This is a genomic window from Streptomyces colwelliae, from assembly GCF_048158785.1.
Taxonomy (GTDB): domain Bacteria; phylum Actinomycetota; class Actinomycetes; order Streptomycetales; family Streptomycetaceae; genus Streptomyces.
On the sequence record NZ_JBLTJC010000109.1, the window covers coordinates 1 to 16,921 of the forward strand.

General features: G+C 70.0%; 12 protein-coding genes. 3 read left to right on the top strand and 9 right to left on the bottom strand.

The features are described from left to right. Positions 1-163 precede the first annotated feature (163 nt). Positions 164-1,387, bottom strand: a complete 1,224-nt coding sequence (locus ACNFOC_RS23035; protein ID WP_416960995.1) for a cytochrome P450 — start codon at positions 1,385-1,387, stop codon at positions 164-166. Between the two features lie 105 nt (positions 1,388-1,492). Beyond that, a complete protein-coding gene (locus tag ACNFOC_RS23040; protein WP_416961016.1) occupies positions 1,493-2,503 on the bottom strand; it encodes a DUF2278 family protein in 1,011 nt (336 codons plus the stop codon). A gap of 202 nt (positions 2,504-2,705) precedes the next feature. Here ACNFOC_RS23040 and ACNFOC_RS23045 point away from each other — a divergent pair, with 202 nt between their 5' ends. Continuing rightward, complete coding sequence (locus ACNFOC_RS23045) at positions 2,706-3,146, top strand: SRPBCC family protein (RefSeq protein ID WP_416960996.1); 441 nt, start codon at positions 2,706-2,708, stop codon at positions 3,144-3,146. 150 nt (positions 3,147-3,296) lie between these two features. Here ACNFOC_RS23045 and ACNFOC_RS23050 read toward each other — a convergent pair whose 3' ends face one another. Then, positions 3,297-3,938, bottom strand: a complete 642-nt coding sequence (locus tag ACNFOC_RS23050) for a LysE family translocator (RefSeq protein ID WP_416960997.1) — start codon at positions 3,936-3,938, stop codon at positions 3,297-3,299. 146 nt (positions 3,939-4,084) lie between these two features. Between ACNFOC_RS23050 and ACNFOC_RS23055 the strand changes: the two genes are divergently transcribed. After that, a complete protein-coding gene (locus ACNFOC_RS23055) occupies positions 4,085-6,274 on the top strand; it encodes a serine/threonine-protein kinase (protein WP_416960998.1) in 2,190 nt (729 codons plus the stop codon). Between the two features lie 30 nt (positions 6,275-6,304). Here the strand turns inward: ACNFOC_RS23055 and ACNFOC_RS23060 are convergent, their stop codons facing one another. From ACNFOC_RS23060 to ACNFOC_RS23070, 3 genes are all read right to left on the bottom strand, one after another. Continuing rightward, positions 6,305-7,471, bottom strand: a complete 1,167-nt coding sequence (locus tag ACNFOC_RS23060) for a hypothetical protein (protein WP_416960999.1) — start codon at positions 7,469-7,471, stop codon at positions 6,305-6,307. Continuing rightward, positions 7,468-8,097 (bottom strand): hypothetical protein, encoded by a 630-nt coding sequence (locus ACNFOC_RS23065; RefSeq protein ID WP_416961000.1) that lies wholly within the window; start codon positions 8,095-8,097, stop codon positions 7,468-7,470. The genes ACNFOC_RS23060 and ACNFOC_RS23065 overlap by 4 nt, the downstream gene beginning before the upstream one ends. Before the next feature lie 341 nt (positions 8,098-8,438). Further along, entirely contained in the window at positions 8,439-9,896 is a 1,458-nt protein-coding gene (locus ACNFOC_RS23070) for a hypothetical protein (RefSeq protein WP_416961001.1), read from the bottom strand. A gap of 80 nt (positions 9,897-9,976) precedes the next feature. On the opposite strand from ACNFOC_RS23070, the gene ACNFOC_RS23075 reads away from it, so the two are divergent. Then, positions 9,977-11,698, top strand: a complete 1,722-nt coding sequence (locus tag ACNFOC_RS23075) for a hypothetical protein (protein ID WP_416961002.1) — start codon at positions 9,977-9,979, stop codon at positions 11,696-11,698. Between the two features lie 5 nt (positions 11,699-11,703). On the opposite strand, the gene ACNFOC_RS23080 is transcribed toward ACNFOC_RS23075, so the two are convergent. From ACNFOC_RS23080 to ACNFOC_RS23090, 3 genes are all read right to left on the bottom strand, one after another. Beyond that, on the bottom strand, positions 11,704-12,855 hold the full coding sequence (locus tag ACNFOC_RS23080; RefSeq protein ID WP_416961003.1) for an XdhC family protein: 1,152 nt from the start codon (positions 12,853-12,855) through the stop codon (positions 11,704-11,706). Positions 12,856-12,899: 44 nt separating this feature from the next. After that, a complete protein-coding gene (locus ACNFOC_RS23085; protein ID WP_416961004.1) occupies positions 12,900-14,360 on the bottom strand; it encodes an NCS2 family permease in 1,461 nt (486 codons plus the stop codon). 155 nt (positions 14,361-14,515) lie between these two features. Then, on the bottom strand, positions 14,516-16,921 hold the full coding sequence (locus tag ACNFOC_RS23090; RefSeq protein ID WP_416961005.1) for a xanthine dehydrogenase family protein molybdopterin-binding subunit: 2,406 nt from the start codon (positions 16,919-16,921) through the stop codon (positions 14,516-14,518).

Below are 16,921 nucleotides of genomic sequence, written 5' to 3' on the forward strand. Positions count from 1 at the left end.
GGTGGTCCAGCAGAGCGAGTTCGGCGCGGCGCGGGAGGCCCTCCCAGTCGCCCTCCGTGCCGACCGCGAACGCACCGAGCCGGGCGGCCGTGTCGAGCCTGACCGACGGCCCCGCGCCCGCGAGGAGCCACCGGGTCCTCCAGGCTCACCGGGTTTTCATGGTTCACCAGTTGAGGTGCAGGGCGTACGGGGAGCGGTGGATCATCGTCGGCCGCATGGTGACCGGACGGTCCTGCGCCAGCCGTAGGCCGGGGAGGCGGCTGGTCAACTCCTCCAGGGTGAGGCGGAGTTGTTCGCGGGCGAGTTGGGAGCCGGGGCAGCTGTGCACACCGAAGCCGAAGGCGAGGTGGCGGCTCGGGGTGCGGGTGATGTCGAACGTGCCGGCGCGCGCATGACGTCTCTCGTCACGGTTGGCCGCGCCGAAGGCGACGAACAGCGCTGCTCCGGCGGGTAGTTCGGTGCCGGCGAGGACGAGCGGCCGGGTGGTGACCCTGCGGAAGCCCTGAAGCGCGGTGTCGTAGCGGGCCGCCTCCTCGATCGCGGCGGGGATGCGCTCGGGCTCGGCGCAGAGCAGCTCCCACTGGTCCCGGTGCCGGAGGAGATGCAGGACGGTCGTGCCGATGAGCGCGGTGGTGGTGAGATGACCGGCGATGAGCAAGTTCTGGAGGTGGGCGACGAGTTGGTGCCTGTGCTCCAGGGTCAGGTCGCCGCCGTCCCCCTCCTCGGTCACCGAGGCGATCAGTTCCGTACAGAGGTCTTCGCGGGGCTGTGCGTGCCGCTCCCGCACGTACCGGTCGAGGGTGTGCTGCATCGCGACGACGTCGTTGGCGGCGGCGATCTGCTCGTCCTCCTCCAGCGGGCGGAAGAGCAACTCCTCGGCGCGATGGCCCCCGTGGACGGCCCCGGGCACGTCGGCGGGGGCGAGGCCGACGATCCTGCCGACGACCTCGCCGGGCAGCCGCCTGGCGTACGCCGACATCAACTCGACGTGCCCGTCCTTGGCGAACGTGTCGACGAGGGCGGCGGCGCGCTCGGCGGCGTAGGGCAGGACGGCCGTGACGCGGGCCGGTGAGAGGCCGCGGACGACGGGTGCGCGCAGCTGCTGGTGCTGCGCGCCGTCCGCGGTGACGACGACGGGCCGCCCGCCGAACCCGCCGCCGAGGACGGCGAGCGCGGCGGGCGCCGGCAACACGTCGGGCCGTAGGGCCATCGCTGAGGAGAAGTCCTCGGGGCGGCGCAGGACTTCGCGTACGTCGGCGTCCCGGGCCACGAGCCAGGCGTCGAGTTCGGCGAGGTGGGTGAGGCCCTCGGTCTGCCGTGCCCGGGTGTAGGCCGGGTACGGGTCGCGCTGCAAGTCGTCGAGCCTGGCGTGCAGTTGGCGGTCCACGGGACGCCCTCCGACCGTTGGCGTGATGCGGTGCGGGTCGCGCTCATCGTGCCGTACGGGTGCGCGGGTGCGGTAGGGAACTTCCGGGCAGGGCGGCCCAGTTGGTCAGAACACCACCGTCCAGCCCTCCCGTGCGGCCTGGTCGGCGGTGTACGAAACGCCGTGCACCTTGAGGCCGTTCGCGTCGAGGAGGGTGATCTCGCCGCCCTGGTTGCCGAGTTGGACGCCGTCGGTGAGCGGGACGAGCAGGGTGGCGCCCGCGGCGAGGGGGCCGGGCGGTACCGCGCAGGAGTGGCCGAGCCGGTCGCGGACGCGCCAGCCGGTCGGATCGAGGGGATCGGGCGAGGCGTTGAGGAGCGTGACGCTCTCCGGCTCGGGTGCCGGGCCGCGCGGGTTGACCAGAGCCGCGACGACGCGTACGGGCTGGCTGCCGGGGTCGGGGCGCGAGCCGTCGGTGTCCTCCAGGGTGTGGCCGGTGGTGTCGTCGGTGTGCCAGGACTGGCTCTGGAAGGCGAGGAAGATGCCGACCCAGCGCGACTGTGCCGGGAAGTGGATGAGGAGGCCGCCGTCCTGCCAGACCCCGTCGTCGCCGCTGAAGCGGCGGCTGTTGCCCTGGTTCATGTGGATGTCGTGGACGCCGTTGCCCGGCAGGAAGCCGAACACCTTGTCCTTGACGGTCGGTTCGGGGCCGAAGCGCTCGCCGAAGACGTACAGCCGGGCGTCCGGGTCGTCCACCGCGCGACGTACGTAGTGGTCGAGGAGGTCGGCGAGGTCGTTGTCGGGACCGCTCGCGTCCGGCGGGAGGGTGCGCAGCTGCGCCGGGTCGAAGAGGTTGCCGCGCACGAAGTCGAGGTTCGGGCCGCCGGGGCCGGGCAGCAGGGTGTTCCAGCCGCTCGGGAGGCCCTCCAGGCGGGCCGTGACCGGGTGTTGGAAGTCCTCGCTGACGAGGTAGAGCAGCTCGGAGGGCCGCTCCGCTGACAGGACGTTCACGGCGGCCCGGAAATGTGTGCCCGAGTCGTCCGTGAGATGGATCTGGTAGTGCGGTGTCCCGGCGGCGCCCTCGCGCCTCGTGTCCACCGCGCGCGTGATCAGTACGCCGTAGGCCTTCAGTGGCATGACGACCAACTCCCCCTGCGGGCAGGCGGGATGCCCGCCCATGGGACAAAGCGTAGGGGGGAGGCGGCCGCTCCGGCCGGGACGCGGGGAAACTCGGGGCGGCCGTCCGGTGTACGTCTTCGTACCTGTGAACCGCTAGGCCATGGGTGTGAGCCGCCGATGAAAGCGCCGCCGATCAAGAAGCGTTCTCTACGATCCATACATGGTCAACTTCCGTCTCGAACGCACAGCTCCGCTTCCCCTCGAGGAGGCGTGGCGCCGGTTGACGGAGTGGCCACGCCACGCCGATGTGGTCCCGCTGACCCGGGTCACCGTGGTCACTCCCCCGCCGACCCGAAAGGGCACGGTCTTCGTGGCCCGCTCCGGGCTCGGCCCGCTCGGCTTCGACGACCGGATGGAGGTCACCGTGTGGCGCCCGCCGATGGACGACGAGCCCGGCCTGGTCCGGCTGGAGAAGCGCGGGCGGGTCGTCACCGGCTGGGCGGAGATCGAGGTGCGGCCGGGGCCGGGGGGCCGTAGCCGCGTGATCTGGCAGGAGGAGTTGGCGGTCCGCTTCCTGCCGCGGCTCTTCGACGGGCCGCTGCGGTGGGCGGCGCGGTCGATGTTCGGGCGGGCGGTGAACGGGCTGTTGAGACGGCCGTAGCGGACCCGGTCCTTGCGCCCGCTCAACGTCCTTGCTTCTTCCGGCCGCTCAGCGTTCTTGCTTCTTCCGGCCGCTCAACATCCTTATTTCTTGCGGCCGTTCAGCGCTCTCAGTCCTTGCGGAGCCCTTACGGATTCAGTCCTTGCGGAGTCAATCCTTGCGGCCGGTCGCCGCGACCGTCACGCCCAGGCCGATCATCGTGAGGCCGCCGATGCCACCCACCGCGGACAGTCGGCGCGGTGAGCGCGCGAACCAGTCGCGTGCGGTGGCGGCGACCAGTCCCCACACGCTGTCCGAGGCCACGGCGATGAGGTTGAAGACGAGGCCGAGCAGCAGCATCTGGTTGGTGACGTGGCCCTGTTCGCGGTCCACGAACTGGGGCAGTACGGCGGCGAAGAACACGATCGTCTTGGGGTTGGCCACCCCGACGGCGAACCCCTCCCACAGGGTGCGCAGACTGCCGCGCGGGGCCGACTCCTCCCCGGCGAACGCGGCCCGCAGCGAGCCTCGTTGACGCCACGCCTTCACCCCGAGGTACATGAGATAGGCGGCGCCGGCGAGCTTCAGCGCCGTGAAGACGAGCACCGAGCGCTCCACCAGCGAACCGACGCCGAGCGCGACGGCCACGACGAGCAGGTAGGCGCCGAGCGTGTTGCCCACCACGGTGGTCAGCGCGGCCCGGCGGCCGTGGGCCAGCGCCCGCCCGATCACGAACAGCACGCTGGGGCCGGGGACGATGATCAGCAGGAAGGACAGGGCCGCGAAGGCGAGCAGTCGGTCGGTGGACACCATGGGGCCATGGAAGACGGGGGCACCCTGGGCCCGCAACCCATTTCCCGCCGGCCGGGTCTCGATGTCCGATGGCAGTCACCGACGCTCTAGTGTGATGGACCTGAACGGCCCTTGCGGGCACGGGAATCAGGAAAGGTGACCGGCGGATGTCGCTTCGCCCTGGGGACGCGGAGACCATAGGCGGCTACACGCTGCTCGACCGGCTCGGCAGCGGCGGGATGGGCGTGGTGTATCTCGGGCGGTCGGCCTCGGGACGGCAGGTCGCGGTCAAGATCGTGCACGCGCAGTACGCGCTGGACGAGGAGTTCCGGGCCCGCTTCCGGCAGGAGATCGCAGCCGTCCGCCGGGTGAGCGGAGCGTTCACCGCGCCCGTCGTGGACGCCGACCCCGACGCCGAAGTCCCCTGGATGGCCACGCTCTACGTGCCCGGCCGCACCCTGGCCGAAGTCGTCGAGAAGGACGGCCCGTTGGCCGGGCAGGCGCTGCGCACGCTGACGTTGGGGCTGGTCGAGGCGCTGCGGGACATCCACCAAGCGGGCGTCGTACACCGGGACTTGAAGCCGAGCAACGTCCTGCTCGCCGAGGACGGGCCCCGCGTCATCGACTTCGGCATCTCCCGCGCCGCCGACAACCAGGCCCTGACCGTCACCGGTCGGTTGATCGGCACCCCGCCCTTCATGTCCCCGGAACAGTTCGCCGCACCCCGGGACGTCACCGCCGCCTCCGACGTTTTCTCCCTCGGCTCCCTGCTCGTGTACGCGGCCACCGGCAACCGCCCCTTCGACGGCGCCAGTCCGTACCTGACGGGTTATCAAGTGATGTACGAGCAGCCCCGGTTGGACGGAGCACCCGAGCCGCTGCGGAGCATCGCCGAGCGCTGCCTCGACAAGGACGCGACCAGGCGACCCCGACTCGACGAGCTCCACCGCCTGTTGCTCACCCTGTCCGACTCCACCGCCCCGGACTTTTCGAGCCCGGCACGCTCCCGCCCGGACATCCCGACCGTTCCGGACGGCGGAGGGCGCCCGCGCCGCGCCCGACGCGTCGTCATCGCCCTCGCCGCCTCGCTCGCCGTCATCGGGCTCAGCCTGACGACCCTGCACTGGATGTCGGACCGCGACACGGACTCGGGCACGCCCGCCGCGTCCACGTCCTCGGCGTCCCCCGCCGCCGTGTCCCTGCCCACCGGCTGGAAGCCGTGGCGGGCGAGCCTTCTCACCGCCAAGACCGGCAACCCCCTCGACTACGGCGAGTCCGGCTGCGTGGCGGGCGGCGGCAGCGCCGTGTACTGCGCCGGTACCGGGTTCACGGTCACCGCGCTCGACGCCGCCTCCGGGAAGATCGACTGGCGGTCGGGCACCAGCCCGGAGACCTCACGCCCCATCGGCGTCCGGGACGGCCGCGTCTACACCTACGTCAAGCCGGACTCGTCCCAGACCTACATCGCGCGGCGCCTGGTGGCCCTGGACGCGAAGACCGGCGGCCGGCTGTGGGAACACCCGGTCAGCGAGGACCGGAACGCCGTCCTGTTCGACGGCGGAATCCTCGCGATGGACGAGAACGCCACGAAGTTCGTCGCCTACGACGAGAAGGGCCGCGAGCTGTGGACCGCGCCCGCCGAGTCGTCGGCCGGGGACGCCTGCACCGCGGCCGTACTGGGCGGCACGCCGTACGGCCTGTGCACTCCGACGGACGATCCCGCCAAGGGCGGAGTCGGCCTGCTGCACCTGAACCCGGTGGACGGCACGTCGAAGGAGATCGCCCAACTGCCCACGGGTGCCGACCCGTTGGGCGTGGTCGGCGGGCGGTTGACGTTCGCGGTACCGAAGTTGGCGGAGGGCTCCTTCGGGAGCGGCGAGGACCAGCCGTACACCACCCTGGAAGAGGTGGACCCTGCCGGCGGGGGCCGGCGGGTCCCGCTGCCGGCCGCCACGCGCGGCACACCCTTCCTCGTCGAGGGCGTCGTCCACTTCGTCCGCCCCGACGGCACGGTCACCGCCGTCCGCGCGGCCGACGGCAAGCGCCTGTGGCAGCGGGAGACGGACATCGAGAACCTGTCGGCGCCGGTACTCTCCGCGAAGTCCGACACCCTCTACTTCTCGAACCGGTTCGGCCGTCTGCTGGCCCTGAACGCCGACACCGGCGAGGTGCGCCGGCGCACCTCGGCCCTCCAGAACCCCGGCGACTCCACGGCCGACACCGCGCCGTACATCCTGCTCGTCAAGGACGCCATCGTGGCGGTGGCGGGCGACACGGCCTTCTCCGTACGACCGGACCGGTCGGGAGCGATGGCGTCCGCGTCTACGACGGCGTATGGCCCAGGTTGGGACTCATGATGCGCGTGAGGTCTACAAACGGCGCGATTGCTACTGGACTCGGCTCCACCGGCGGTTCCAACGGCTCATAGTTCTGGCCGCCGTCGCCCAGTCTCCAGGTGTCTCTCTGCGCGTCAGAAGCAAGAGGTCCCCGCCCGTGCCCTGTTCCCCCTCGCCGAGCGCGAGCCTCGGGCGGGCGGCAAGGGACGCGACCAGCCGGGTCACCGCGCGCACCGACTCCACCTGGGCGATGACGAGGTTGGCGAGGGCCACCACCGTGCGCGGGTGGGTGCGCCCCAGCCGGAAGGCGAGCCGTTCGGTCACCGACTCCAAAGCGCCGACGGCCCTCAGCAGTCGCGCGGACGACCGTACGAAGCGGGCGAGTTCGAGCTGGGCCGCTGCGAGGTCGGCTTGGACGCCCAGAGCGCTCGGATGGTCGGCGCCCAGTAGCGCCGCGAGTCGCTGGCCGGCCACCTCCAGCGCCACAACTGCCTTGTCCAGGGACGGTGCGTCGCCGTCCTCCACCGCAGACTCGACGCGGGCCATCGCAACCGTGACGACCGCGAGAAAAGCTTGCGGGCTGTCCTCGTCGCCATCTTCGAGCAATGCCCACGTGGAGGCCGACAGTTCGTCGTACGCGACCCTGCGACTGTGCAGTGCGGCGCCGGGTTCTCTGCTCAGATGGACTTCGATGGTGGCGAGCAACTCCCGCAGTACGAGCTGCTCCTGGGGAGCACAGAGGTCCACGACCGTACGCGCCCGCCGTGCGTAGTCGCCCGCAGCACTCACGTCGTTACGGGCCAGCTCGACTGCGGCCAGATTGGCCAGGACGGCGGCCCGATCGTAAGGGTTCGGCGTCTCTGCCTCGCGCACGGCCCAGAGGACTTCGCGGGCTTTGTCGAGCCGTCCGAGGGAGGCTCCGAGCGCCGCGACGAGGCGCGCGCTCCGCACCGTCTCCGGTAACTCCAGCTTGTCCAGGCAGGTGTCCGCCAGCAAGTGGAACACTTGTCGTGCCTCGTCCCTCAGCCCCAGGTACAGCAGTTCGCGTCCCAGCCGTACCGCCGACTCGAACTCGGCTGCCCCGTGCGGTCGTAGGTCGCTGACGGTCACCATGTCGACGAACCGGACCAGGCCGGGCAGATGGGTGAAGCGTAGGCCTCCCGGGTCGCTGAGCGCCTCCTCGGCGCACGTGACGGCCTCGTCGAATGAGTCGATCACCGATCGCCCTCCTCTTGCAGCGCGTCGAAGAGGTCGTTCAGTACTCTGACCTGGTATGGCCGCAGTATCTGCGGGTCGACGAGACCCTGGGTCTCCAGCTGCCTCAGCCTGCGCAGTTGGTGCTCGGACAGGTCGAACTCCTCGTCCACCCGGGCGATCGCGGGACGCCGGGGTCTCCTCGGCGCGCCGTCGAGGAGCAGGCTCATCAGGGCGAACGCTGAGAGGTCCTCGAACACCCTGAACACGCTGTGGATCGTGGCGGCCGACAGGGGGTTGTCGCCGCCCGCGCCCAGACGTCCGGCGGTCTCGGGCTCCAGAAGGATGCCCACGAGCTTGGGAGCGGTGCCTTCCCCGACGCGCTCGACCGGACCTCCAGCGTAGGTTTCATACGCGCACGGTTCCTGCTCGCTGGCCAGTTCCAGGACCGAGACGGCATGTCCGTCGCCGACCTGCCGGTCCATCGAGACGTCGCCGACAGTGCCGCCCAGCAGCGCGCTTGCGGGACCAGGCCGGTAGGGGGCGTGCCAGACGTCCCCCTTGGTGGCATGGTCGGCCAAGGGGGTGGCGTAGTCATCTCCGTCACCGGGGTACAAGGAGAGAAGCGTCAGCCCCAGATCCTCGGCCACGTCGCGAACACTTCCTTGGAGTGGTCGGCCGTCCGAGGTGCGCAGTTCGACGGAGTCGCCAACCTGTGCACCGGGCAGACAGCATGTCGTGGTCAGAGCGAAATCCCTGGTCAACAGAAAGCCGCCGCCTCGCAGACCACCGTCGAACATGATGGCCACCCAGTATTCGTCATGTGCCATGGACTACCTCAACGTCTTGATGCTCAACGCCAGGACAGTGAAAGCATTTTGACGCAGCTTCAGTCACGGGGGCCTCGTTCGGCAGCGCCTCACGTCGAGCGTACCGCCGGGAGAGACAGCGTGCCCCGCTGTCGACGGGTCCGGTGGCCTGCGCCGGTCCGTCAGTTCCGGCCCAGGACCCGGCGGGCACCCGCGATCACCGCCGTCGCCAGGACCCAACCGGACACGGTCAGGAAGAGGGCTACGGCCTTGTCCACGCCCACCGGGTCCCAGGCCCCGCGGTAGCCGAGGCTCGCGACCGGGACAAGCAGGTCGAGGCTATAGAGGACGGGATCCCAGACACGCCCCGAGGTACCGGACACTGAATGCGGATGATGGTGCGCGAACCACAGGGAACCCGCCGCGACGAGGGACAGCAACCACGCCAGGGCCCGGCGGGGTGCGTATCCGTAGCCGAAGAGCACATCCTGCAGGGCACCCCAGACTCGGCCCGAGATGCGGTCCTGCCGACGCAGATGACGTTCGCCAGCATGCCGTACGGTACGCGCCGCGCGTTGGTCGCCGATGGCGTCGTACGACTTCGCCAGTTGCTCGAAGGTGCCGGAACCTGCGTGGATGTCCCGGGTCAACCAGCCAATGCGGGCTCCGACTTCGACAGGACCGGCTGTTTCGAGACGCTTGTAGGAGAAGCCCTCCAGATGCAGTCGGCCCGGTGTCGGCCAGGTCTCGGCCGAGTCCACCAGGACGTCGACCGTCGCGTCCCGAAGCACCACGTCCCCGGACGGCGCCTCCCGAAGGTCCACACGCAGACGCGGCGCGCGCAGCCTGCTGAGCAGGAGCGAGCCGCCCGGCCCGGCCAGGACGCTGTCGTGGAACGTCACGATGGCCCCGACCTCGGCCGCGCGCAGGAGTATTTGTCCGGTGCTGCGGAATCCCCAGTCCGCATACCAGCCGCCGCTGCACACCAGTCCGGTGGCGTCGATGCCGCCCACTTCGGCGGCGTGCAGGTTCACGGCGTAGGTGACGCGCCCGTCCCGCAGATACAGCGCTCCCGTGCTCCTCAGTTCCCGCGCGTGTACCGATCCCTCGACGACCAGGCGCGGGGCCAACAGGGACCAGGCGCCGACATGGGCCAGGGAGAGCTGATCGAGGACGAGGTTGCCGCCGATCCGCGCGTCCGCGAGCTGCACGGCACCCGTGACGGTTCCCTCCTGCAGTCGGCGCGGTGACCGCCTGCCCTCGCTGTCCGTCGGTTGGAGCAGCGGTTGCGGTGTGTCGCTGCCGTCTCCCACCCGGGCGCGGAACAGGCGCAGTTCACCGTCCAGAGTCAGACGGTCGGCGTGCAGAGCGGGCATGGTCGAGTCGGACAGGTCCACGTCGAGGGCGACAAGCCGGGTGAGGTCCACGGGGTCGTCGAAAACGCAGTCGATCAGGGCAAGCGGCACGTCCAGGCGGCACCGGCCGAGGTCGAGGGCGCCAGTGATGTGCAGACCCTCGTAGCGGAGTTCGGACGCCCCGGCTTCGTTCATCGTGATCGCGGTGCGCAGTACGGCGGCGTCGATCGTGCCGGAAAGCGCGCGTATGCCGCGAGTACGCCCGCGTCCGTTACGGCGTGACATGGTGATCCCCCTGGTCCTGCGCGACGCACGGTCCCGGCAAGGGTGATCCGGGCGTGGCCGCGCCCCTTCATACTGAGGCCATGCACCGTTCTTCTTCCAACGGTCCCGTCGATTCAGCGGACTCGGCACCGGTCGTGTTCGATGACGTGGTTGTCGACACTGCGCTCGCCGCCTGGCTGCGGCAGACCCACAAGGAACTCAGCGCGGTCACCCCACTCGACTCGGGCGGGAGCGGCGGGAGGCTCGTCTCGGGGTATGTCCGGGAAGTGGACCCCGACCAGCGGGGCGGCCGAGTGATCGTCAAACTGCTAGCTGCGTCTCCCGAGGCGGCCGAGGAGCCTCGGCAGCACAAGGCGGCGTTGCTCTCACGGACCGAGCGCAACGCGGATTTCATCACCCGACATCTGGTCGACGAGGCATACCCACCCCAACTGTTGGGCCACGCGTGGGTGATGTTCCAGCGTCCCGCAGGGGACGAGACAGTGACGCTCGCCGATCTCGGGCTCTCGCCGCGGCTGCCCCACATCGCGCGATCGATCGTCACGGCGGTACTCGGCGACTGGAATCCGGACGATCCGAAGGACGACAGCAGGTCGGCGGCGGACTTCGTCGTACAGCTCCTGGGCACACGCCTCGGCTCCGACGCCCCGCTGCGGGTCTGGGCCGACGACCGGCTCGGCCCGCAGGCGGAGATCTTGCCCTGGATCTCGCTGCCGGACCATCCCGCGCCGCTCCCCAACCCCCTTGTGCTGAACGAGGATTGCCCACTGGGTCAGTTCGAGGCCGGATTTCTAATGCACGGCCGTGCGCACGGGGACCTGCATCCGGGGAACATCATGGTGCCGCCTGAGGACGAGGCGAAGCCCGACGAGTTCACCCTCATCGATCTGTCGCGGTTTCACGACAGGGCGCCGCTGGTCCGGGACCCCGCGCATCTGTTGCTGTGTCTGGTAGCTAGGTTCCTGCCGCATCTCGGGGACGAGGCACGCGGCCAGCTCGTCACCGGTCTGCTGAGCCGCTCCGGCTGCGACGGACCGTTGGTCCCGCAAGGTCTGGCGGACACCGTGATCGCAGTACGCCAGGCCGCCTTCGACTGGGGTGCAGCCCGCGGGATCCAGACCGGCTGGCGCCGTCAGTGGTACCTGGCGCTCCTGGCCTGCGCACTGATGTTCACCGCACGCGAGCGGTACTCCGATCGTGACCGGTGGTGGTTCTACTGCCTGGCGGCGCACGCGGGGTGGGCGTATCTGGAGGAGCTGAAGGTCGATCGACCCATGGAGGCCCAACCGTTGAGCCTGAGGTGGGCCCAGGAGACCGGAAGCCCCTCCGCGACATCAAAGCGCGACGGCACAATCGCTCCCCTGTCCGCGCCCAGCCCCACACCGGCCGCCGACAACCCTGCCCATGCCATCCTCACGAAGATGTGGGAGACGTTCGCGCCTGCCCTGGAGCAGCTGGCCGGCGCGCGAATCCTCGATGTCAAGTTGCATCTAACGGATTACGTCAGGATAGAGGCCCTTGCTTTCAGGACGACCCTGGGAGCACTGACGATGACAGCGCCCCTTCCTGCAGCCGATCAGACGCACAGGGCCCTCGACCGGGTTCACGCCGCGCTGCGCAGAGTGGCGGACCAAGCTGCCAACGTGGGCACCTTCCTCGTACTCCCGAAGAAGATCCAGCTGATGGGATTGTTCCAGCAGACGCCAGGGGATCTGGCGCTCGGGAGCTTCGTGAACGCCCTGGACGATCTGCTCACCGCGATCCGCGACGCCAAGCTCGCTCTGCCCGTCCTACTCTCCTGAGCCACTCAGGCCACCGACCCAATCCTGCCCACCTTCGCCGCCGTCGCCTCGTGATGGATCGGCGTGTGCGCCCCGGTGAGTGAAATCCCGCTGCCGCCACGCCTGTTCGCGACGATCTCCGCGGCGATCGACAGGGCCGTCTCCTCGGGCGTACGAGCGCCGAGGTCGAGGCCGATCGGGGATCGCAGGCGGGCCAACTCCAGTTCCGTGACGCCGACTTCGCGCAGGCGATCGTTGCGGTCAAGGTGGGTGCGGCGGGAGCCCATCGCGCCGACGTACGCCACCGGGAGGCGGAGCGCGAGCTGGAGGAGGGGCACGTCGAACTTGGCGTCGTGGGTGAGGACGCACAGGACGGTGCGCGCGTCGACGTCCGTGCGGTCGAGGTACTTGTGGGGCCACTCGACGACGATCTCGTCGGCGTCGGGGAAGCGGGGCCGGGTGGCGAAGACGGGGCGGGCGTCGCACACCGTCACGTGGTAGTTCAGGAACTTGCCGACGCGGACCAGTGCGGAGGCGAAGTCGATCGCGCCGAACACGATCATCCTGGGCGGCGGCACCGAGGACTCGACCAGGACCGTGAGCGGGGCCCCGCAGCGGGAGCCCTGCTCGCCGATCTCCACCGTGCCGGTGCGGCCCGCGTCCAGGTAGGCGCCGGCCTCGGCGGCTACCGTGCGGTCCAGTTCGGGGTGGGCGCCGAACCCGCCGTCGTAGGAGCCGTCGGGGTGGACGACGATCGCGCGGCCCCGCAAGGGAGTTGGGCCGGAGACGATCCGGGCCAGGGCCGCCGCCCCGCCGCTCATCGCGGTCGAGAGGGCGGTGGTGATCACCGGGCGGGCGGGGTCGCCGGCCCGTACCGGTGTGACGAGGATGTCGATGACTCCGCCGCAGGTCAGGCCGACGGCGAAGGCGTCCTCGTCGCTGTAGCCGAAGCGTTCCAGGACGGTTTCGCCGTCCGCCAGCGCCTGTTGGCACAGTTCGTAGACCGCGCCTTCCACACAGCCCCCGGAGACCGAGCCGATCGCCGTGCCGTCGGTGTCCACCGCGAGGGCGGCGCCGGGCTGGCGGGGTGCGCTGCCGCCGACGGCCACCACGGTGGCGACGGCGAAGTCGCGGCCCTGCTCGACCCACCGGTGCAGCTCTTCGGCGATGTCCAGCATCTCGGTCTCCTAACGGGGTTGCGGGGAAGGGTAGTTGATGCGGGCTAGTGCACGCCCGCCCAGCTCTCGACCGGGTTGAGCGCGAAGTACACGAGGAAGATGACCGTCAGCCCCCACATGAAGGCGCCGATCTCCCGCGCCTTGCCCTGGGCGGCCTTGATGGCGACGTACGAGATGACTCCCGCGGAGACGCCCGCGGTGATGCTGTACGTGAACGGCATCACAACTACCGTCAGGAAGACAGGGATTGCCGTGGCCCGGTCGGCCCAGTCCACATGCCGGGCGTTCATCAGCATCATCGAGCCGATGACCACCAGGGCGGCGGACGCGACCTCTTGCGGGACGATCGCGGTGAGCGGGGTGAAGAAGAGACAGGCCGCGAAGAACAGGCCGGTGACCACCGAGGCGAGGCCCGTGCGCGCGCCTTCCCCGACCCCCGTCGCCGACTCGATGAAGACGGTCTGGCCGGAGCCGCCCGCCACGCCGCCGATCGCGCCGCCGGCGCCGTCGATGAACAACGCCTTCGACAGACCCGGCATCCGGCCCTTGGCGTCGGCTAGTTGGGCCTCGGTGCCGACGCCGATGATGGTGGCCATCGCGTCGAAGAAGCCGGCCAGGACGAGCGTGAACACGATCATGCCGACCGTCATCGCGCCGACCTTGCCCCAACCCCCGAACTCCACATGGCCGAAGAGCGAGAAGTCTGGCATCGAGACCGCGCTGCCGTGCAGTTCGGGGGCCGCGCCGCTCGCCCACTGCTTGGGGTCGATGACCCCGGCGGCGTTCAGGACCGCGGCGACGACCGTGCCGGTGATGATGCCGATGAGGATCGCGCCGGGCATGTTGCGAGCCTGGAGCATGAAGATCAGAAGCAGCGTGCCGGCGAACAACAGGACGGGCCAGCCCGCGAGTTCACCCGCCGGGCCGAGGGTGAGCGGGGTCGCCTTGCCCTGGTGCACGAAGCCGGACTTGTAGAAGCCGATGAGCGCGATGAACAGGCCGATGCCCATCGTGATGCCGTGTTTCAGCGCGAGCGGGATCGCGTTCATGATCATCTCGCGCAGGCCGGTGACGACGAGCAGCATGATGACCACGCCGTACATCACGCACATGCCCATCGCCTGCGGCCAGGTCATCTGCGGGGCGACCTGCGAGGAGAGCACGCCGGAGACGGAGAGTCCGGCGGCGAGGGCCAGGGGCACCTTGCCGACGAAGCCCATCAGGAGGGTGGTGAAGGCCGCCGCGAACGCGGTTGCGGTGATCAGGCCTTTCTGGCCGAGCGTGTCCCCCGCGACGTCCTTGCCGGACAGGATCAGGGGGTTGAGCAGCAGGATGTATGCCATCGCCATGAAGGTGGTGACACCGCCGCGCACCTCGCGCGCGACGGTCGATCCCCGCCGGGATATGTGGAAGTACCGGTCGAGCCAGGACCGGCCGGCCGGGACGCGGGTTCCTTCACCCGCGTCTTCGGCGGCGGTCCTGGGTTCCACTGACTGCTGGGTCATGGGGCCATCTCCCAAGGTTCACAGGGGCACCCGTCGGCCGCCTCGGCGGCGCGCGGGATTTGGGATGGACGACCCGGGGGACGGCCCGAGACGAACAATGGGGGTCCTGGGGGATCAACTCCCCCCAGGACGTCACCGGTTGGGACCCCGTGGGGTCATGTGCCCGTGAGGTGCTCCGGGCGTACCGGTGTCCTGTTCAGTTCCAGTCCCGTCGCGTTCCGAATGGCCGCTAGTACGGCCGGAGTTGACGACAGGGTGGGGGCCTCGCCGATGCCGCGGAGCCCGTACGGGGCGTGCTCGTCGGCGAGTTCGAGCACATCGACCGGAATGGTCGGGGTGTCGAGGATGGTGGGGATCAGGTAGTCCGTGAAGGAGGGGTTCCTGACCTTGGCGGTCTTCGGGTCGACGATGATCTCCTCCATGACCGCCACGCCGAGACCCTGGGTCGTACCGCCCTGGATCTGGCCGATGACGGACAGCGGGTTGAGGGCCTTGCCTACGTCCTGCGCGCAGGCCAGCTCGATCACCTTGACCAGGCCGAGTTCGGTGTCGACCTCGACGACGGCGCGGTGCGCGGCGAACGTGTACTGGACGTGCCCGAAGCCCTGTCCGGTGCGCAGGTCGAAGGCCTCGGTGGGGCGGTGCCGCCACTCGGCCTCGATCTCCACGGCCTCGCCTTCGAGGACGTCGACCAGATCGGCCAGCACCTCACCGCCGTCGGTGACCACCTTGCCGCCCTCCAGCAGGAGTTCGGCGGTGGCCCAGGCCGGGTGGTAGGTGCCGAGCTTGCGGCGGCCCATCTCCAGGACCTTCTCGCGGACCAGCTCGCAGGAGTTCTTGACCGCGCCACCGGTGACGTACGTCTGACGCGACGCCGACGTCGAACCCGCCGAACCCACCTGTGTGTCCGCCGGGTTGATCGTCACCTGGGTGACGCCCAGCTCGGTGCGGGCGATCTGCGCGTGGACGGTGACTCCGCCCTGGCCGACCTCCGCCATCGCGGTGTGCACGGTGGCCACCGCCTCGCCGCCGACAACCTCCATACGGACCTTGGCCGTCGAGTAGTCGTCGAAGCCCTCGGAGAAGCCGACGTTCTTGATGCCGACCGCGTAGCCGACACCTCGTACGACGCCTTCGCCGTGCGTGGTGTTGGACAGGCCGCCGGGCAACTGCCGTACGTCGGCGGCCTCTCCGGCCGCGAGCCACTGCTGCTCGGGCGGCATGGGCATCGCCTTGACGCGGCGCAGGAGTTCGGCGACCGGGGCCGGGGAGTCGACCGGCTGCCCGGTCGGCATGATCGTCCCCTGCTCCATCGCGTTGAGCTGACGGAACGCGACCCGGTCCATGCCCACCTTGTCGGCGAGCTTGTCCATCTGGGCCTCGTAGGCGAAGCACGCCTGGACCGCGCCGAAGCCGCGCATCGCGCCGCAGGGCGGGTTGTTGGTGTAGAGGGCGATGGCCTCGATGTCGACGTCGTCGATCACGTACGGTCCGGCGCCGAGCGAGGAGGCGTTTCCTACGACCGCCGGGGAGGCGGACGCGTAGGCGCCGCCGTCCAGGACGATGCGGGCCTTGAGGTGGGTGAGCTTGCCGTCCTTCGTGGCGCCGTGCTCGTAGTGGAGCTTGGCGGGGTGGCGGTGGACGTGGCCGAAGAAGGACTCGAAGCGGTTGTAGACGATCTTCACGGGCTTGCCGGTGCGCAGCGCGAGCAGGCAGGCGTGGATCTGCATCGACAGGTCCTCGCGACCGCCGAAGGCGCCGCCGACGCCGGAGAGCGTCATGCGGACCTTGTCCTCGGGCAGGCCGAGCACGGGCGCGATCTGGCGCAGGTCGGAGTGCAGCCACTGGGTGGCGATGTAGAGGTCGACACCGCCGTCCTCGGCGGGTACGGCGAGACCGGACTCCGGGCCGAGGAACGCCTGGTCCTGCATGCCGAAGGTGTACTCGCCCTCGACGATGAAGTCGGCGCGCTCCCGGGCGGCCGCCACGTCACCCCGGACGATCGGCTGACGGTGCACGATGTTCGGGTGCGGGACGTGGCCGATGTGGTGGTCGTCACGGCCCTCGTGGATGAGGATCGCGTCCGGCGCGGTCGCGGACAACTCGTCGGTGATGACCGGGAGTTCGCGGTACTCGACCTTGATCTTCGCGGCGGCGCGGCGCGCCGTCTCCGGGTGGTCGGCGGCGACGATCGCGACCGGCTCGCCGTGATGGCGGACCTTGCCGTGCGCGAGAACCGGGGTGTCCTGGATCTCCAGGCCGTAGTTCTTCACGTCGGTCGGCAGGTCGTCGTAGGTCATGACGGCGTAGACGCCCGGGGTCTTCAGCGCCTCGACCGTGTCGATGGAGACGATCTCGGCGTGCGCGACCGTGGAGCGCAGGATCTGGCCCCAGAGCATGTCCTCGTGCCACATGTCGGACGAGTACGCGAACTCGCCGGTGACCTTGAGGGTGCCGTCCGGGCGGAGCGTGGACTCGCCGATGCCGCCCTTGGTCTTGGAGCCCTGGGTGACCTTGGTGGGAGTGCCGATGGGGGCGCCTTTTGCGGAGATGCCAGACAT

What these genes read in the sequence shown, in the direction of transcription:
- ACNFOC_RS23040 (WP_416961016.1), bottom strand. Translation starts at nt 2,503, where the DNA reads ATGCCACTGAAGGCCTACGGCGTACTGATCACGCGCGCGGTGGACACG.
- ACNFOC_RS23045 (WP_416960996.1), top strand. Translation starts at nt 2,706, where the DNA reads ATGGTCAACTTCCGTCTCGAACGCACAGCTCCGCTTCCCCTCGAGGAG.
- ACNFOC_RS23050 (WP_416960997.1), bottom strand. Translation starts at nt 3,938, where the DNA reads ATGGTGTCCACCGACCGACTGCTCGCCTTCGCGGCCCTGTCCTTCCTG.
- ACNFOC_RS23055 (WP_416960998.1), top strand. Translation starts at nt 4,085, where the DNA reads ATGTCGCTTCGCCCTGGGGACGCGGAGACCATAGGCGGCTACACGCTG.
- ACNFOC_RS23070 (WP_416961001.1), bottom strand. Translation starts at nt 9,896, where the DNA reads ATGTCACGCCGTAACGGACGCGGGCGTACTCGCGGCATACGCGCGCTT.
- ACNFOC_RS23075 (WP_416961002.1), top strand. Translation starts at nt 9,977, where the DNA reads ATGCACCGTTCTTCTTCCAACGGTCCCGTCGATTCAGCGGACTCGGCA.
- ACNFOC_RS23080 (WP_416961003.1), bottom strand. Translation starts at nt 12,855, where the DNA reads ATGCTGGACATCGCCGAAGAGCTGCACCGGTGGGTCGAGCAGGGCCGC.
- ACNFOC_RS23085 (WP_416961004.1), bottom strand. Translation starts at nt 14,360, where the DNA reads ATGACCCAGCAGTCAGTGGAACCCAGGACCGCCGCCGAAGACGCGGGT.
- ACNFOC_RS23090 (WP_416961005.1), bottom strand. Translation starts at nt 16,921, where the DNA reads ATGTCTGGCATCTCCGCAAAAGGCGCCCCCATCGGCACTCCCACCAAG.